General features: G+C 69.3%; 14 protein-coding genes and 1 riboswitch. Of the genes, 8 read left to right on the top strand and 6 right to left on the bottom strand.

From position 1 onward, the window contains the following. Positions 1-124: 124 nt before the first annotated feature. Complete coding sequence (locus C3B61_RS07785) at positions 125-1408, top strand: LuxR C-terminal-related transcriptional regulator (RefSeq protein ID WP_244285874.1); 1284 nt, start codon at positions 125-127, stop codon at positions 1406-1408. Here the strand turns inward: C3B61_RS07785 and C3B61_RS07780 are convergent. The 3 genes from C3B61_RS07780 to C3B61_RS19655 form a co-directional block, all read right to left on the bottom strand. Further along, positions 1405-3123 carry a SulP family inorganic anion transporter gene (locus C3B61_RS07780; protein WP_241990393.1) on the bottom strand — a complete coding sequence of 573 codons (1719 nt, stop codon included), beginning with the start codon at positions 3121-3123 and terminating at the stop codon, positions 1405-1407. The two genes, C3B61_RS07785 and C3B61_RS07780, sit on opposite strands and share 4 nt — an antisense overlap. After that, positions 3120-3557, bottom strand: coding sequence for an ArsR/SmtB family transcription factor (locus C3B61_RS07775; RefSeq protein WP_088454834.1), 438 nt, complete (start codon positions 3555-3557; stop codon positions 3120-3122). The genes C3B61_RS07780 and C3B61_RS07775 overlap by 4 nt, the downstream gene beginning before the upstream one ends. An 81-nt stretch (positions 3558-3638) precedes the next feature. After that, the gene (locus C3B61_RS19655) at positions 3639-3782 is read right to left on the bottom strand and encodes a hypothetical protein (protein WP_158253860.1); all 144 of its coding nucleotides are present in this window, start codon (positions 3780-3782) and stop codon (positions 3639-3641) included. A gap of 311 nt (positions 3783-4093) precedes the next feature. Here C3B61_RS19655 and C3B61_RS07770 point away from each other — a divergent pair, with 311 nt between their 5' ends. Next, on the top strand, positions 4094-5065 hold the full coding sequence (locus tag C3B61_RS07770; protein ID WP_103460098.1) for an FKBP-type peptidyl-prolyl cis-trans isomerase: 972 nt from the start codon (positions 4094-4096) through the stop codon (positions 5063-5065). A 52-nt stretch (positions 5066-5117) separates the two neighbouring features. Then, positions 5118-5182: riboswitch (guanidine-III (ykkC-III) riboswitch) on the top strand. A gap of 9 nt (positions 5183-5191) precedes the next feature. Further along, entirely contained in the window at positions 5192-5515 is a 324-nt protein-coding gene (locus tag C3B61_RS07765; protein ID WP_088454832.1) for a DMT family transporter, read from the top strand. A gap of 77 nt (positions 5516-5592) precedes the next feature. On the opposite strand, the gene C3B61_RS07760 is transcribed toward C3B61_RS07765, so the two are convergent. Then, positions 5593-7245 (bottom strand): HNH endonuclease signature motif containing protein, encoded by a 1653-nt coding sequence (locus tag C3B61_RS07760; protein WP_103460097.1) that lies wholly within the window; start codon positions 7243-7245, stop codon positions 5593-5595. Positions 7246-7374: 129 nt separating this feature from the next. Continuing rightward, entirely contained in the window at positions 7375-7788 is a 414-nt protein-coding gene (gene panD / locus C3B61_RS07755) for an aspartate 1-decarboxylase (RefSeq protein ID WP_088454831.1), read from the bottom strand. Between the two features lie 83 nt (positions 7789-7871). Here panD and C3B61_RS07750 point away from each other — a divergent pair, with 83 nt between their 5' ends. From C3B61_RS07750 to C3B61_RS07735, 4 genes are all read left to right on the top strand, one after another. After that, the gene (locus C3B61_RS07750) at positions 7872-10484 is read left to right on the top strand and encodes an excinuclease ABC subunit UvrA (RefSeq protein WP_165787927.1); all 2613 of its coding nucleotides are present in this window, start codon (positions 7872-7874) and stop codon (positions 10482-10484) included. An 85-nt stretch (positions 10485-10569) separates the two neighbouring features. Continuing rightward, positions 10570-11799 (top strand): aminotransferase class V-fold PLP-dependent enzyme, encoded by a 1230-nt coding sequence (locus tag C3B61_RS07745; protein ID WP_103460096.1) that lies wholly within the window; start codon positions 10570-10572, stop codon positions 11797-11799. Next, positions 11800-12858 carry a DsbA family protein gene (locus C3B61_RS07740; RefSeq protein ID WP_103460095.1) on the top strand — a complete coding sequence of 353 codons (1059 nt, stop codon included), beginning with the start codon at positions 11800-11802 and terminating at the stop codon, positions 12856-12858. It abuts the gene before it with no gap. A gap of 119 nt (positions 12859-12977) precedes the next feature. Then, positions 12978-14264 carry an ATP-binding protein gene (locus C3B61_RS07735; protein WP_103460094.1) on the top strand — a complete coding sequence of 429 codons (1287 nt, stop codon included), beginning with the start codon at positions 12978-12980 and terminating at the stop codon, positions 14262-14264. A 21-nt stretch (positions 14265-14285) separates the two neighbouring features. On the opposite strand, the gene C3B61_RS07730 is transcribed toward C3B61_RS07735, so the two are convergent. Continuing rightward, entirely contained in the window at positions 14286-15032 is a 747-nt protein-coding gene (locus tag C3B61_RS07730; protein WP_133159763.1) for a FadR/GntR family transcriptional regulator, read from the bottom strand. Positions 15033-15279: 247 nt separating this feature from the next. Between C3B61_RS07730 and C3B61_RS07725 the strand changes: the two genes are divergently transcribed. Then, entirely contained in the window at positions 15280-16674 is a 1395-nt protein-coding gene (locus tag C3B61_RS07725; RefSeq protein ID WP_103460092.1) for a GntP family permease, read from the top strand. The last annotated feature ends 5 nt before the right edge of the window (positions 16675-16679 follow it).

Raw genomic sequence — 16679 nt, 5'->3', positions numbered from 1 at the left:
GCGGCGAAGCGGCGATTCGGCGCACGTCGCGGCGGGGGCATCCGTGGCCGGGCGGAGATGACGAGCCCACCCGGATGGGTAGGGGCAGTCAGGCCGGACGGCCAGATCCGGGTAGGCTGACGCGGTGAAGTCGCTCGCCAACCCCCGCTCAATGGAACTGCTCGACGCCCTGCACGGCGTCGTGCAGAGCTCCCCGCCCGACGTCGCCGGCGGCTTCTCGGCCCTTCTCGAGCCGTTCATCGGGCACAGCGCGCTGCTGATTCTCACCGACGACTGCACAGACGACTGCACCGGCCGACCGCGGAAGACGGCCGGCGAGGCGTCGATCATCGACGACGTCACCCTCGTCGAGCTCGACGCCGTGCGCCGCTCGCTCACCAGCGAACCGTCCGACCCGTGGGGCCGACGTGCCGTGCTCGGTGGCACCGATCGCCCGATCACGGCCTGGACTGCTTCCACCGGCGCCCTGCTGGTGCTCGCCGACCCCGAACTCACGCCGGCCGGCGCGGCCGACCCCGAGGCGACCCTCGCGCTCGTCGGCCGGTTGTGGCAGCTCGTGGCCACGAGCATCCGCCAACAGGTGGCCGCGCCCAGTCCCGCCCACCTGCTCGACTCGCGGCCCGCGTTGGCCGAGCGTGCCAAGCTCATCGCCGATCTCACGGATGCCCATTCGACCACTCTCGAATCCCTGCTCGGGGTGCTGCGCTCGCCCACGGTCAGCGCCGAGGCCGCCCGCCAGACCGCCACCGATCTCGCCGCGAGCGCCATGGTGAACCTGCGCGCGGTGTCGGACCGGGACCGCTCACTCGCCCAGGAACCGGTGGCGGCGGCCTTTGCCAGGCTGCGGGACGATCTGAGGCCCTTGGTGCGGTTCGGTGACCTCGACGTGCAGTTCGTCGAGCCGCCGGCGAACGGCCCAGCCCTGCCCGGTGAGGTCGCGCACGCGGGCCGCGCCATCGTGCGCGGCGCCGTGCTGGCCCTGGTGGAGCAGGCGGGGGTGAGCCGGGTACGCGTGCAGTGGGACTGCGACGGCAGCAACCTGTTGATCCAGATCCGCGACGACGGCGCGGGCGTTCTCAGCACGGACTCCCCCGGCGTCGTCCCTCTCACGGCCAGGGTCGCCGCGCTCGGCGGCACCTTCGGCGTGCAGGCCACCGCCGGCTGGGGCTCCGAGCTCACGGTGTCGCTGCCGTTGGACCCACCGTCGGCCCCGCTGGCCCCCGCCACCGAGTGGGGGTTGAGCCCGCGGGAGCAGGGGGTGCTGGCGCTGGTCGCCTCCGGCGCGCGGAACAAGGCCATCGCCGGCGAGCTGCTGATCAGCGAGAACACCGTGAAGTTCCACGTGGCCAACCTGCTGCGCAAGGTGGGCGCCTCCACCCGCGCCGAGCTGGCTTCGCTGGCCCGCTAGTCCCTGGGCAACCGGATCGCGCTGGTCCAGCCGTAGTCGCCGGCATCCGCGCCGCCGGCCGTGGCGGCCCGGGTGACGTGGCTGCGGGCGTGTTCGATCGCGGCGTCAAGGTCGACGAAGAGGTGGTTGCGGTGCCGCAGCGACGTGATCACGCCCACCCGGGTGACGAGTTTGAGGTGCCGCGGCTGGATGCCCTTGACGAGCACCGTGATGCCGCGCCGCTCGAGCGCCTGGATCATCTCGGTGATCACCCGGGCGCCGGTGGCGTCGAGGATCTGCAGCTGCGACATCCGGATGATCACCACCGTGATGTGGCTGGTCTGGTTGACCCGTTCGAGCATCCGCTCGGCCGCACCGAAGAACAGGGCGCCGTCGAGCCTGAACAGCGCGATGCGCTCGTCGCCGGGAACCGGGGTGCCGGGCAGTTCCTCCCGGTGCACGCCACTGGAGGCCGACACCGCCCGCAGCGCGAAGAAAGCGGCGACGGCGATGCCGATGCCCACGGCCACGATGAGGTCGACCGAGACCGTCACCAGGGCGGTGATGACGAACACCGTGGCATCCGACCCCGTGGAGCCGATGATGCTTCGCACGGTGGCGATCGAGATCATCCGGGCCGCGGTCACCATGAGCACCCCGGAGAGCGCGGCGAGCGGGATCTGCGAAACCACCCCGGTGGCGAGGTAGACCACGCCGACGAGCACGATCGAGTGCACGATCGCCGCCAGCCGGGTGCGGCCGCCAGAGCGGATGTTGACCGCCGTGCGGGCGATCGCGCCGGTGGCCGGCATGCCGCCGAAGAAGCCGGAGGCGATCGAGGCCAGGCCCTGGCCCACGAGCTCGCGGTCGGCGTCGTACGGGCCGGTGTCGGACAGCGTGACGGCCACCCGCGCAGAGAGCAGGGACTCGATCGCGGCGAGCGCCGCGATGGTGAGGGCGGGGCCGACCAGGGAGCTCAGCAGGCCGGCATCAAGCTGCGGCAGCGCGGGCGACGGCAGCGAGCTGGGCAGCTCGCCGATGCGGGCCAGCGGCAGGTTGGCGAGGTTGGCGATCACGGTCACGACGATGATGGCCACGATCGACCCCGGCAGCTTCTTGTGCACCAGGGGGGCCAGCAGCATGATCGCGGCCACCATGAGCACCATGGCCACAGGCACGATCACGGTGGACCAGTCGACGGTCTGGAAGGACTGTACGGCGGCCACGAAGGCATTGCTGCTCGGCCCGGCCTTGGAACCGATCGCGGCGGGTACCTGCTGCAGGAAGATGATGACGGCGATGCCCAGGGTGAACCCCTCGATCACCGGCCAGGGGATGAAGGTGACCGCTCGGCCGAGTTTGAGGGCGCCGGCAATGATCACGATGAGGCCCGCCATGAGGCTGAGCACCGCGACAACGCCGACGCCGTGGGCGGCCACGACCGGACCGAGCACCACGACCATGGCGCCGGTGGGGCCGGAGACCTGGATGTTGGAGCCGCCGAACACCGCGGCGATGACACCGGCCACGATGGCGGTGATCAGGCCGCTTTCGGCGCCGGCGCCGGAGCTGACCCCGAAGGCCAGGGCCAGCGGCAGCGCAATGATGCCCACGGTGAGGCCGGCCACGATGTCGCCGCGCCAGGTGCGCTTCACATCGCGGTAATCCTGCCAGCTGGGCAACAGCGCGCGCAGGTAACGGCCGGTCCTGCCGGCGGCGACGGTGATCACACTCACCGGGACACCGCGTCACTGGACACGGCAGCGTTGGACGCCGCATCCGTCGACCCGAGCCGGGGCCGGCCGACCGTGCTGATCAGGCGCTGCTGGGTGGTCTCGAGAATCTCGACGAGCAGCTGCCGGGCCACCGCGAGCAGATCGGCGACCTGCGGGTAGGCCAGGCCGTAGAAGACCAGGCTGCCGCGGCGCTCAGCCACCACCAGGTTGTGCCGGCGCAGCACCGACAGGTGCTGGGAGAGGTGCGAGGCCTCCAGGCCGGTGTCGGCGAGCAGGTCGGAGACCGACAGGTCGGTGTCGGCGTGGGCGAGCACCTCGAGCACCCGCACCCGAACCGGATGCGCCAACCCCTTGAACAGGTTGGCCTTCACCTCATACAGCGGACGGTTCGCATCCGTGAAGGTGCCGGTCGGGTCGTCATTCAGCGGTTCCATGAATTCATCATATCGCGCTACCAGCGGATAACCCCGGACCAAGGTCCCGTCGCCGGTGCCGGCAAACGGCCGGGCTTCGGGCTACTCCGCGTTGGGGTCGGCTACCGTGGCGGCCGGGGCGGCGGCGGGCACGTTGCGGTGGGTGCGCCAGAAGTACTCGCGCTTGAGGCTCTCCCAGCGGTCCATGCTGACGGCGTTTACTGAGGTCGACTTTTGGTCGGACACGAATTGCTCTTTCTCTTGACGTGCTGTCACCACATCGAGCGGCGTTCGATGGGTGGGGCAGGGCGTCAATCAGGAGGTTGCCGTGATGAGCGTGGCGCCACTGTCGGTGGGTTTCGGTCACCATCGACCTGCTCGGCCTGACGAATTCCCGGGGCCGAATAATCAGTTTAGATCTCCGCACTTCCCCCCGTCAGGGGACGAAGGTCCCGAATCGGCGGGTCTGTGAGCCGGCTGGGAGCACACCGATTCAGCACATACATAGGTGCGGGGACCAGACTGGTCGAGGCCCGAATCTGACTGGAGACACCTGCGTGCGTACACTTCCCACTTTCCTCACCCTGACGGCGGTCGCCGCCGTCGCCCTGACCGGCTGCGCGGCGTCACCCGCGTCGTCGCCGACACGGTCGGCCACGACGGCCCCGGTCGCATGCACCGATCCGGGTGCGACCTCGGATGCCGTCACCGTCGCCGGTGATGCCGCAGCCGAACCGACCGTGACCTTCGAGGCCCCTCTGGCCACGAAAGCGACCGAACGCACCGTCATCACGGAGGGCACCGGAGACGCCATCGAGGAGGGTGATTCCGTGGCGATCTCCTACGCCGCGTACAACGCCACCACCGGCGCCAAGCTCACCGCCGGCGGCTTCGGCGACGCCGCCGGCCTCACCGTGAACGTCGTCAACGGCCAGGGCGTCATCCCGGGCATCCTCAAGGGTGTGGCCTGCTCCAAAGTGGGCGACAGGGTGGCCGTGGTCTTCCCGCCGGCCGACGGCTTCGGCGAGACCGGCAACACCGACCTGGGTGTGGCCGCCACCGACCAGCTGCTCTTCGTGATCGACATCAAGGAAAAGCTGCCCACCCGCGCCACCGGGGAAGACCAGGAGCCCACGGACGGCTTCCCCACCGTGAAGCTCGCCGATGACGGCGCGCCCACCGTGACCATGCCCAAGAGCGACCCGCCCACCGACCTCGCGGTCGAGGTGCTCAAAAAGGGTGACGGCGCGGCCGTCACGGAGACCTCCACGGTGACCGTGCAGTACACCGGCGCCATCTGGGACACCGGCAAGGTGTTCGACCAGAGCTGGGGTGTCGGCCCCACGTCGTTCCCGGTCTCCGGGTTGATCACCGGCTTCACCCAGGGCCTGGTCGGACAGACCGTCGGCTCCCAGGTGGTCATTGTCATCCCGCCGGGCGAGCTGGGTTATGAGGGCGGTAACGAGACGGCCGGCATCAGCGAAACAGACACTCTCGTCTTCGTCGTGGACATCATCGCCGCAGCCTAAGTGTCCCCGGCGGCCTGCCCAGTGTCTGCACAGGCCGCCGGGCTAGTCTTCTGGGAGACCGCTCACCGCGGTTCCGGACGACGGATCAGTACCCGGCACGCGACAAGACTGGCCATAGGAGTTCTCATGTCGTGGATCATTTTGATCGTGTCCGGTGTTCTCGAAGCCGTCTGGGCGACGGCCCTCGGCAAATCCGTCGGCTTCACCAAGCTCTGGCCCACCGTGATCTTCGGTGCCGGTCTGGTCTTGAGCATGGCCGGCCTCGCGTTCGCGATGCGCACCATCCCGATCGGCACCGCTTACGCCGTCTGGGTGGGGATCGGCGCGGCGCTGACTGTGCTCTACGCGATGATCTTCGGCGGCGAACCGGCGTCGCTCATCAAAATCCTGCTCATCCTGGGCCTCGTCGGCTGCGTCATCGGCCTGAAGCTCGTCGACGGCGGCCACTAGCCCTCCCGCCTCCGGCTCGCGATGTCTCTCACGATCGGCGGATGCTGCCGCCACCACCGGTGATCGTCGCTACCACATCAGGGCCGGTCGCCCCGGTCGGGGTGTTGGCCTTCCGGAGCGATGGGGCTCTTACGGTTCAGCCTGATGAGCGACTGCCCGGGATCAACACTGGCCGGGGGCCGCAGCCAATAGACGCCCCGGTTCTCGAAGATTTGCCAGCCCTGGGCGTGGAGCAGCCGGTGGTGTGGGGGGCAGAGCAGGATGCCGACGCGGATGTCGGTGGCGCCGTGATCGCGGACCCATTCTTCGAGATGATGCGCCTCGGTTCGGGAGGGTGGCCTGTCGCAGTCGCCCCATCGGCAGCCGCCGTCGCGGGCAGCCAGGGCGATGCGTTGCGCTGCGGTGAAGATGCGTTCTTCGCGGCCGAGGTTGAGGGGTTGGCCGTCGTCGTCGAAGGTGATCTCGACGGTGCCGCTGGTGCAGATGATCCTGTCGACGCTCTGCTGGCACACGGGTGCGGGATTGCCCTCGATGAAGCCGTGCCCGCTGCCGTCGGGAATCGCAACGAGAACCTCGGCGGGGTCGACTGCCGGCGCGAGTTCGCCTGCTGGTGCGGGTGAGGGAGTCGCTGCTTCGGCCTCCCCGTCCCCGGCTGGCACCGGGGTGGGCGCCGGGGTGGGCGCGGGAGTGAGGATCCGAACCGCCGGGCTGCGACCGCCGAGCATTCGGTGCGGGTTGACGGTGCTACCGGCCCTGAGGAGCTCGACGAAGGAGTCGGCGGTTAACTGGTCGGTGCTGCGCGGGTCATCCTGTATCGCCTTGGCCCAGGCGGCCCGGTCCGGGTCGACGAATCTCACGCCGCCGCGGCGGGGACCGGCGGCACTGTCGCAGACGGAGAGAATGAACGCGCCCTGCTCAGGCGGGAATTGGCCGTTGAGGTGGACCTGGCCGGAGTCACCGGTCCAGATCCGCAGGTACCGGTCGTCCCATGCCTTCTGTTCGCGTTTCGCGATGCCGGCCTCATCGAGGGTGTCCCGCATCCTGCGGGAGCGTTTGAGGAGGTCGTCGACGGTGGTTGTCTTCGCTTCTGTGAGGAGCTTCTGCACCGCATCACCGAGGACTTCGGCGGTGATGACGACGTCGATCGTGCCCAGGCCCGCGCGGATCGCGTGCGCCGCGGCGACCGAGAGGGTTCCGGCAGCCACGGCATCGGAAATGGCGCTGTACCAGGGCAGCGGGACAGGCTCAGCGCCGGGAACGGCGGCCACATCACCGCCGTCGACGTCGTCGCGGCCGTCCTGTTGCCCCCGGTCGTTGGCCTCGGCGTCCCGCACCGCCTGGGCCGTCTCTGTCTCGCTGAGCATCGTGCCCACGTCAACGAGTTTGCGGGCGTCGGCCCGGGTAGAGCCGGTGAGGGTCTGGATCAGGTCCGCCGGCGACAGAAACCCCTGCCGTGCTGCCAGGCCCTGCTGGCCCAGCTCCCGGCGGGAACGGTGCGCGAGGGTCTTCGCCAGCCATACCGATCGGGTCTCCACCAAGCCACGCAACCTGGCCAGGTCTCTCTGGCCGGCGATCAGCTCCGCGTCGGAGAGCGCGTCGTAGTCGGCGCTGCACGCCCCGAGGTGCTCCACCGCTTCTACCGCGGCGATCAACGACCCCGGCAGCGGAGCCGTCGGCGCCGTGCCATCCGGCGCGGAACCGGGTTCGGAGACAGCTACGATGGTGACCATGCGATGAGAATAGCTCAATATCGAACGTTTGTGTGGTGGAAGCCACGGCTGTGGAGAACTTTTTCACACGATCTCAGCCATCCGATCCGGGTGCCATGATTCTCCTCGGCGCCCGACAGGCAGCGAAGCTCAGAGAGCGTGGGGCGGGCGCTCCAGGTCGTCATCGCCGTCCGCAGCGGCCGGGTCGGTGCCGACCGAGATGATCGCGTTCTGCGCATCCACGTGCACGACGGTGGGCTGGTAGACCCTGGCCTTCTTCGTGCCCATCTGGGCGTAGGAGATGATGATGACCAGGTCGCCCTCGTGTGCCATCCGCGCTGCCGCGCCATTGACGCCGATCACACCGCTGCCGCGCTCCCCGGCGATCAGGTAGGTCTCGAAGCGGGCGCCGTTGTTGACGTTCACGATGCTCACCAGCTCGCCGGGCAGCAGGTCGGCCGCGTCGAGCAGGTCAAGGTCGACGGTCAGCGACCCCACGTAGTGCAGGGCGGAGTGCGTCACGGTGGCGCGGTGGATCTTGGACTTGAACATTGTGCGGCGCATCAGGGCCTTTCGAGGATCAACTTCTCCACGATACGCGTGCCGCGCACGGTCGAGTGTCAGGGGGCCGAACTAGAGTCGATCGAATGCCTCACTCTCCCTTGACTTCTTCGGCACCCATTTCTCCGGCCCTTCCGGCGGACCTCGCCGCCCACCCCGGCGCTGACGGCTTCGTGCGTGTGCGCGGTGCCAGGGAGAACAACCTGCAAGACGTCAACGTCGACATCCCCCGCGATGCCATCGTCGCCTTCACCGGAGTCTCCGGCTCGGGCAAGTCGTCGCTGGCCTTCGGCACCATCTTCGCCGAGGCCCAGCGCCGGTTCTTCGAGTCCGTCGCGCCGTACGCACGCCGCCTGATCCAGCAGGGTCACACCCCGCACGTTGACCTCATCACCGGGCTGCCGCCGGCCGTGGCCCTCCAGCAGCGCCGCGGCTCGCCCAGCTCCCGCTCCAGCGTGGGCACCGTCACCACCCTGTCCAACTCGATGCGGATGCTCTACTCCCGCGCCGGCACCTACCCCGCCGGGTCGGACCTGCGCTTGGACTCCGACGCCTTCTCGCCCAACACGGCCACCGGCGCCTGCCCGGAGTGCCACGGCCTGGGCATCTCGCACACCGTCACCGAACCCCTCCTGGTGCCCGACGCGAGCCTGAGCATCCGCGACGGCGCCATCGCAGCCTGGCCCGGCGCCTGGCAGGGCAAGAACCTGCGCGACATCACCGGGGTGCTGGGCCACGACATCGACGTGCCGTGGTCACAGCTCAGCCGCGAGTCGCGCGATTGGCTCCTCTATACCGAGGAGCAGCCCGTCGTGGAGGTCACCCCGCAGCGAGACAGGGTGGCCAAGCCGTACAAGGGCCGGTTCTGGAGCGCGAAGAGCTACGTGATGCACACGCTGGCCGATTCGAAGAGCGCCCAGATGCGCCAGCGGGTGCTCGCGTTCGTGGAGACCGGCCCGTGCCGGCTCTGCGGCGGCAGCGGCCTGCGCGCCGAGGCCCTCGCGGTGCATTTTGCCGGCCGGCCGATCAATGAACTCAACGCCCTCACCCTCAGCGACCTCGCCGAGGTGCTGCGGCCCACCGCCGAGCTCACCGGGGCCACCGGGTCGCACCGCTCCGCGCAGTCCGGCGAGGTCACCGAGGTGGCCGTCACCGTGGCCGGCGACCTGGTGCGCCGCCTCGAGGTGCTCATCGACCTGGGCCTGGGCTACCTCAGCCTGAACCGGGCCACCCCCACCCTCTCGCCCGGCGAGATGCAGCGGCTGCGCATCGCCACCCAGCTCCGCAGCGGCCTGTTCGGTGTGATCTACGTGCTCGACGAACCCTCCGCGGGGCTGCACCCGGCCGACGCGGAACCGCTGCTGGTGGTGCTCGAACAGCTCAAGGCATCCGGCAACTCGGTCTTCGTGGTCGAACACAATATGGACGTCGTGCGCCGCGCCGACTGGCTCGTCGACGTGGGCCCGCGCGCGGGCGACGGTGGCGGCGAGGTGCTCTACAGCGGCCCGGTGCCGGGGCTGGCCGAGGTCGAGACCTCCGTCACCCGCGGTTACCTGTTCCCCTCGATGGGCGACTCGGCGGCGCCGGCGCACCGTGAGCCGGCCGCCTGGCTGGGCCTGACCGGCGTCACCCGGCACAACCTCGTCGACCTTGACGTGAAGGTGCCGCTCGGCGTGCTGACCGCCGTCACCGGTGTCTCGGGGTCGGGCAAGTCCACCCTGGTCAGCCGGGTGCTGGCGGATGCCGTGGGCCGGGAACTGCGCCAGGGCCCGGTCGACGCCGGGCCCGCCGCCAGCGCTGCCGGAGACGGCGCGGCCGACCAGCAGGCTGCCCAGGACGCGGATGACGACGAGACCGGTGCGGACCGTGCCAGCACCGTCGTCGACACGGTGACCGGTGCCGGGGCCATCGACCGTCTGGTGCGCGTGGACCAGAAGCCCATCGGCCGCACCCCGCGCTCCAACCTGGCCACCTACACGGGCCTGTTCGACGCCGTGCGGTCCACCTTCGCGGCGACGGATGCGGCGAAGGCCGCCGGCTTCGGCGCCGGTCGGTTCTCCTTCAACGTGGCCGGCGGCCGCTGCGACACCTGCCAGGGCGAGGGCTTCGTGGCCGTGGAGCTGCTCTTCCTGCCCGGCAGCTACGCACCCTGCCCGACCTGCGACGGCTCCCGCTACAACGCCGAGACCCTCGCGGTGCTCTACAACGGCAAGTCCGTCGCCGACGTGCTGGGACTCACCGTCGACGCGGCCGCCGACTTCCTGGCCGAGGTGCCCAGCGCCGCCCGCAGCCTGGCGACCCTCCGCGAGGTGGGTCTGGGCTACCTGCGGCTCGGCCAGCCGGCCACCGAGCTCTCCGGCGGTGAGGCGCAGCGCATCAAGCTGGCCACCGAGCTGCAGCGCGCCCGCCGCGGCCACACCCTGTATCTGCTCGACGAGCCCACCACCGGGTTGCACCCGGCCGATGTGGAGCTGCTGATGACGCAGCTGGGCCGGCTCGTCGACGCGGGCAACACCGTTGTCGTGGTGGAGCACGACATGGGCGTCGTGGCCGCGGCCGACTGGGTCATCGACCTGGGCCCGGCCGGCGGCAGCGCGGGCGGCCGCATCGTGGCGGAGGGCACTCCGGCGACTGTCGCGGCGCATCCGCACAGCCGCACGGCGCCCTACCTCGCCCAACGCTTGGAGCTGGCTGTGTAAACGGTGCTACACCCGGTCAAACGGGACTTTGGTCCCCATTCCCGGAACAGCCGCGAATCTAAGCTGAGCCTGGAGTTGAGACCTTATGAAGCGCAGCACGCTGTTCCGCAGGCCCGCCGCCGAGCGACTCGACACGGGCCGGTCGGGCGATTTCGGCTACCTGCAATCCGGTGAGGTCTACCTCGACGCCGCCTGCCAGAGCCTGCGCCCGCAGCCCGTGATCGACGCCCTCACCGACTACTACACGACCTATAACGCCTGCGGCGGACGGGTGAAATACGCCTGGGGCCTGAAGGTCGATGCCGCGGTGGCCGACACCCGCAAGGCCGTGCTCGGCCTGCTCGGGCTCTCGAATAAGAGCCACGCCGTGTCGTTCACCCTCAACACCACCTACGGCCTCAACCTGCTCCTGCAGCAGCTGCCGCTTGGCCGCTTCACCAGGGTCGTCACCAGCCACGTCGAACACAACTCGGTGTTCCTGCCCACCATCACCGCCGCCCGCCGGCTGGGCGTCGACCGCCTGGTGCTGGGTCGCGCCGCCGACGGCGCCCTGCTCTACGAGCCCGCGCAGCTGGAGAAGGCCGTCGTCGTCGTCAACGCCACGTCCAACATCGACGGCCGCCAGCTCAGCAACCTCGCCGACCTCGTGCGGGACACTCACGCCCGCGGCGGCATCGTCATCGTCGACGCCGCCCAGGCCATGGGCCACAGCCGGGCGCTGCTGCAGAAGACCGAGGCGGATGCGGTCTGCTTCTCCGGCCACAAGATGTACGCCGCAAGTCTCGGCGTCGTCGTGGCGCGGCACGAGCTGCTCACCTCCCTCGAGCTCGGCTTCGTGGGCGGCGGCATGGTCTCCGACGTGCGCGAGAACGACTTCGACCTCGTTCAGGGTGACCCGGCGGCGCTGCTCGAACCGGGCCTGCAGGCCTGGGGCGAGATCATCGCGCTCGGCCGGGCGATCGAGTGGCTCGGCGACGTCCGCCCCGGCGGGCTCACCCCCGCCGAGCACATCACCGGCCTGTCCAGGCGGCTCCACGACGGCCTCGCCGAGATCCCCGGACTCACACTGCTGAACACCGAGCCCAGCCCGGTGATCAGCCTCTACGCGCCCGCGCAGGACTCGCACCGGCTCGCGGTGTTCCTCTCGCACTCGCGGATCTCCGTGCGCAGCGGCTACTTCTGCGCCCACCACTACCTGAAGGAACAGCTCGGGCTACCCCCGCTGCTGCGCCTCTCCCTCGGCCTGCACTCGACCGAGTCGGACATCGACTCGGCCACGCAGGCCCTCACCCGGCTGATGAAAGGCCTCTCCTAAGTGTTCTGCATCGCCGCATTCATCGTCCTGGTCGTCATGGCCGCCTTCTCGGCCAAGTACCGCCGCTACGTCGGCAAGGCCTGGAACTGCACCTGGCGCCGGGTCACCTTCCGGCCCTGCGACACCACCTTCAAGCAGGACATCAAGGACCACCTGCTCGCGCCGATCGCCGTGCGCCGGCCGGGGCTCGTGCGTCCGGCCAGCATCGGCCTCGAGATCCTTGCCGTGCTCGTTCTGGTCACCACCATCTGGTCGGGTTACACCGTGGTCAAAAGCGCCGTCAACCTCTACGTCTACGGCACCTGCAACAAGCAGGATTCGGCATCCTGCACCCTGGGCGCCGAGGCCTGCTCGATCCCGGATGAGACGCCGGGCTTCATGGAGTCGCTGGGTGAGTTCGACGTGCTCGGCGCATTCGGCAACGAATTCGGCAGCCTCGGCGAGACCTTCGCGGCCATCCCGGCCCGCCTGCAGACCTGGACCGCCGAGGACTACCTGCCCGCCAATGCCAGTTACCTCACCGAGGACACCGCCAACCCCGTCGCCGTCGAGGTCATCGACCCCGGCTGCACCTTCTGCAAGGCGCTGTTCCAGAACATCGAGGAGGCAGGCTTCGAATCGGCCTACAACCTCACCTATATCGCCTACCCGATCGCGGGCACCGAGGGCTACAAGTTCCCCAATTCGCTGCTGGTGACCCAGTACCTCGAGGCCCTGCGGCTGCACCCGCTGGACGGCGCCGAGACCCCCGTCGACTGGCAGGTGCTCGAGCGCATCTTCACCGAAAAGGCCGAAACCGGCCTGCCGTGGCAGGAAACCATCAACTCGATGGATTCCGACGAGGCCACCGCGACCCTGGTCGACTGGCTCGGCGAGTTCGGCCTCTCCGCCGACCAGATCGACGCGGTCGTGACCGAGGCCGCTTCGGACACGGTTACCGACATCATCGCCGCCAACAAGACCCTCGTGGAGGAGAAGATCGCCACCGTGAAGATCCCCACGATCATCTTCGACGGCCGCCGCCACGACGGCCTGGTCTCGGTCGACGGCCTGCAGTAGCCGGGCCCGCCCATCCGCGAACCGTGAGGAAAGCCCCAAAAATCGCAAACTTGTGGGGATTGAGTCACGGGTCGCGGTAGGGAGGGTGGCATAGTGACCTCACACACCGAGGGAGCCCGATGACCGAGTGGCGTATCCGCGACTTTCATACCGACGATCTCGACGGCATCCTGCGCCTGTGGGAGGAGATCACCGCCTCCAGCACCGACCCTGTCTACGCCCTGTCTGAGGTGCTCGCCTCCTGCCAGAAGGACGATGCCGTCGTGGCCGTGCACGGCGACGAGGTGGTCGGCGCCGCGGTCGGCCGGGCCGCCCACGCGCAGGGCTGGATCGTGTTCCTCGCCACCACCAAACCGTGGCAGAGCCACGGCATCGGTTCGGCCCTGCTCGCCGCCCTCGAACGACGGATGGCACCGCACGGCCTGACCAAGCTCTCGGCGCTGATGCCGGAGACCGCCACCAGGGTCGACGCGTTCCTCAACCGCGGGTTCGAAATCAAGAACCACCTCAGCTACTTCGAGCGCCGCATCCCGGTGCAGGGCCAGTCGATCAGGGCCCTGGCCGACCTCGGCGGGCGCATCCTGCCGCGGGACCTGTGGGCGAGCGTGGGTGGCATGGTGCGCGAGAAGGAACTGCTCGAGCGGCGCCTGGTGATGCCCCTGGCCCGGCCGGAGATGGCCGAACAATACGGCGTTGTGCCGCCCAAGGCCGTGGTGCTCTTCGGCCCGCCCGGGACCGGCAAGACCACCTTCGCCAAGGCCATCGCGTCCAGGCTGGACTGGCCGTTCGTGGAGGTGTTCCCGTCCCGGCTGGCCAGCGACCCGCAAGGACTGGCCGGGGCGCTGCGGGAGACGTTCCACAAGATCGACGACCTCGACAACGTGGTGGTCTTCATCGACGAGGTCGAGGAGATCGCCGCCCAGCGCGGTGGCGAACCGCCCTCGCCCCTGCAGGGCGTGACCAACGAGCTGCTCAAGCTCATCCCGGCGTTCCGCGAGCGGCCCGGGCGGCTGCTCGTCTGCGCCACCAACTTCATCCGCACCCTCGACTCGGCGTTCCTGCGGCACGGCCGATTCGACTACGTGGTGCCGATCGGGTTGCCGGATGCCGCCGCCCGGCAGGCCATCTGGGAGCGCTACATTCCCCCGGCGGTGGCCGGCACCGTCGACCTCGCGGCCCTCGTCGCGGCCAGCGACGGCTTCTCCCCAGCCGACATCGAATACGCCGCCCGTCGGGCTTCCCAGCAGGCCTTGGAGGATGCCCTCTCCGCGGGCGCCGACGAGTCCGTGCCCGGCGGGCCGGGCACCCAGGACTATCTGGCCGGCATCCGCGGCACCCGCACGACGGTGTCGGCGCAGGTGGCCGCCGAGTTCCTCGAGGACATCGACCGGCTCGCGCGGCTCTGAGCCGGCCCCGGCTACGGAGAACTAGCCCGCGGTGGAGTTCGCGTCGGCCGACTCCTGCACGAACTCGGTGAGGGTGGCCTCGAGGGTGGCATACGCGCAGGAGTAGGCGGCATCCTCGTCGCCCGCGACAATGGCCTCGGCCAGGTCGTTGTGCCGATGGGCGGACGGCGGCGTGTACTCGGTGATCGTGAAGCGCTTCTCCTGCTCCCGGGTGCGCAGCAACGCCGCCACGGTGCTCGCGAAGTGGCCCATCACCGCGTTGCCCGAGCCCTGCAGGATCAGGGTGTGGAAGTCGACGTCGGCCTCGAGGTACCGCCGGCCGTCCTGTGCCTGGTCGGACTGGACCATGACGGCGGCGGCCCGGGCGACGGCCTCCCGCTCCTCTGTCGTCATCAGGCGGGCGCTCAGCCGCGCGGCCACGGGTTCGATGCCCAGGCGCAGCTCGAGCATTTCGCGCATCTGGGCGAAGTAGTCTCCCTGGCCGCGCCACTGGATGATCTGCGGGCTGAAGAGGTCCCACAACTGCCGGGGCAGCACCTGCGTGCCCACGCGCTGCCGGGGTTCGACCATGCCCAGAGACTGCAGCACCCGGAGTGCCTCGCGCAGCACCGAGCGCGACACGGTAAACCGTTCGCTCAGTCTGTCCAGATTGAGGATGTCGCCGGGCGCGTAGGTTCCGTCGACGATCTCCTGGCCGAGCGCATTCACCACTCGCGCGTGCAATCCCCGGTCCCGCCAGGTTTCGTCGCCCACTGCAGTCACTGTCACACCCTCACTCACCCGGTGCGACCCCGTCGCACCGATCCGTCCCAGCCTGCGTCATCGCACTCTGCACTTCGGTGATGTTGCCTGCATCGCCGTCGTTGTGTAAGACTTCATAAATCCGATTAATCAGATTAATCAGATTACGTACTTCCTCCTTCACTATGCCGCATCCCGCGGCGAGAGGGCGACTTACGTGTTCACCACATGACGAAGGGGTCGCAGGGACGCGGCCTCGGAACGGATTCTCGAGATGAATGTGACCCGCGCGATTCAGGCGGTGGAACCAGTGGTTCCCGCCGGCAGCACCCTGCAACTCATTCTCGCGGCGACCATCGGTGTCGCCGTGATCATCGTGCTGATCACGTGGCTCAAGGTGCATCCTTTCCTGGCCCTGTCCATCGGCGCCGTCGGCGTGGGTGTGGGCGCCGGCATGGCCCCCAACGCCGCGGTCACCAGCTTCGGTGCGGGCTTCGGCTCCACCATGGCCGGCGTGGGTGTGCTCGTGGGCTTCGGCGCCATGTTCGGCAAGCTGCTGGCCGACTCCGGCGGAGCCGACCGCATCGTCGACGCACTGGTGAGCCGTTCGAGCGTGCGCACCCTGCCGTGGACCATGGCCCTGATCGGTGGCCTCATCGGCCTGCCGATGTTCTTCGAGGTCGGCCTGGTCCTGCTCATCCCCGTCATCATCCTGGTCGCCCGTCGCAGCGGGCAGTCGCTCATCCGTATCGCCATCCCGGCCCTCGCCGGCCTGTCGGTCATGCACGGCCTGGTGCCGCCGCACCCCGGCCCGCTCGTGGCCGTCACCACCCTGAACGCCAACCTCGGCCTCACCCTGGCCATCGGCGTGCTCATCGCCATCCCCACGGTGATCATTTCCGGCCCACTGTTCAGCAAGTTCGCTGCCCGCTGGGTCAAGGTGCCCGTTCCCGAGATGTTCATCACCGCCGCCGACCAGGGTCTCGAAGAGAACATCAAGCGCCCGAGCTTCATCGCCACGGTCTCAGGAATCCTGCTGCCGGTCGTGCTGATGCTCGCCAGGTCGATCGCCGACGCGATCAACCCCGGCTCGACCGACCCGCTCAACGCCACACTAGACTTCCTCGGCACCCCGATGATCGCGCTCGGCATCGCCGTGATCTACGCCATGATCGTGTTCGGTCGCGGCGGCGGCATGGACCGCGCTGCGGTCTCGAAGTCGCTCGCTGACTCGCTTCCCCCGATCGCCGGCATCCTGCTCATCGTCGGCGCCGGCGGTGGCTTCAAGCAGGTGCTCATCGACACCGGCATCGGCACCGTCATCGCCGACGCGGTCAACGGCTCGAGCGTCTCGGTGCTGCTGCTGGCGTGGGTCGTCGCCGCGCTGGTTCGCGTCGCCACCGGCTCGGCCACCGTCGCCACGGTCACGGCCGCCGGCATCCTCGCCCCGGTCGCCGCGAGCCTGAGTTCCACGGATGTGTCGCTCATGGTGCTCGCCATCGGCGCCGGTTCGCTGTTCCTCTCGCACGTCAACGACGCGGGCTTCTGGCTGGTCAAGGAGTACCTCGGCACCAGCGTTCCGCAGACCCTGAAGACCTGGACGGTCATGGAGTGCCTCATCTCCGTCACCGGCCTGGCCGGCGTCCTCCTCCTGAACATCGTGATCTAGCCGTG

The organism is Cryobacterium zongtaii (genome assembly GCF_002909375.1).
In the GTDB taxonomy this organism is placed as follows: Bacteria; Actinomycetota; Actinomycetes; order Actinomycetales; family Microbacteriaceae; genus Cryobacterium; species Cryobacterium zongtaii.
Note: the sequence above shows the minus strand (reverse complement) of the source record. Positions and strands in the feature narration are given on the sequence as shown.

Bases quoted from the DNA above. Each gene is read 5' to 3' on its own strand.
- C3B61_RS07760 (WP_103460097.1), bottom strand. From the start codon at position 7,245: ATGGTCACCATCGTAGCTGTCTCCGAACCCGGTTCCGCGCCGGATGGC.
- C3B61_RS07775 (WP_088454834.1), bottom strand. From the start codon at position 3,557: ATGGAACCGCTGAATGACGACCCGACCGGCACCTTCACGGATGCGAAC.
- C3B61_RS07750 (WP_165787927.1), top strand. From the start codon at position 7,872: ATGCCTCACTCTCCCTTGACTTCTTCGGCACCCATTTCTCCGGCCCTT.
- C3B61_RS07765 (WP_088454832.1), top strand. From the start codon at position 5,192: ATGTCGTGGATCATTTTGATCGTGTCCGGTGTTCTCGAAGCCGTCTGG.
- C3B61_RS07735 (WP_103460094.1), top strand. From the start codon at position 12,978: ATGACCGAGTGGCGTATCCGCGACTTTCATACCGACGATCTCGACGGC.
- C3B61_RS07725 (WP_103460092.1), top strand. From the start codon at position 15,280: ATGAATGTGACCCGCGCGATTCAGGCGGTGGAACCAGTGGTTCCCGCC.
- panD (WP_088454831.1), bottom strand. From the start codon at position 7,788: ATGCGCCGCACAATGTTCAAGTCCAAGATCCACCGCGCCACCGTGACG.
- C3B61_RS07745 (WP_103460096.1), top strand. From the start codon at position 10,570: ATGAAGCGCAGCACGCTGTTCCGCAGGCCCGCCGCCGAGCGACTCGAC.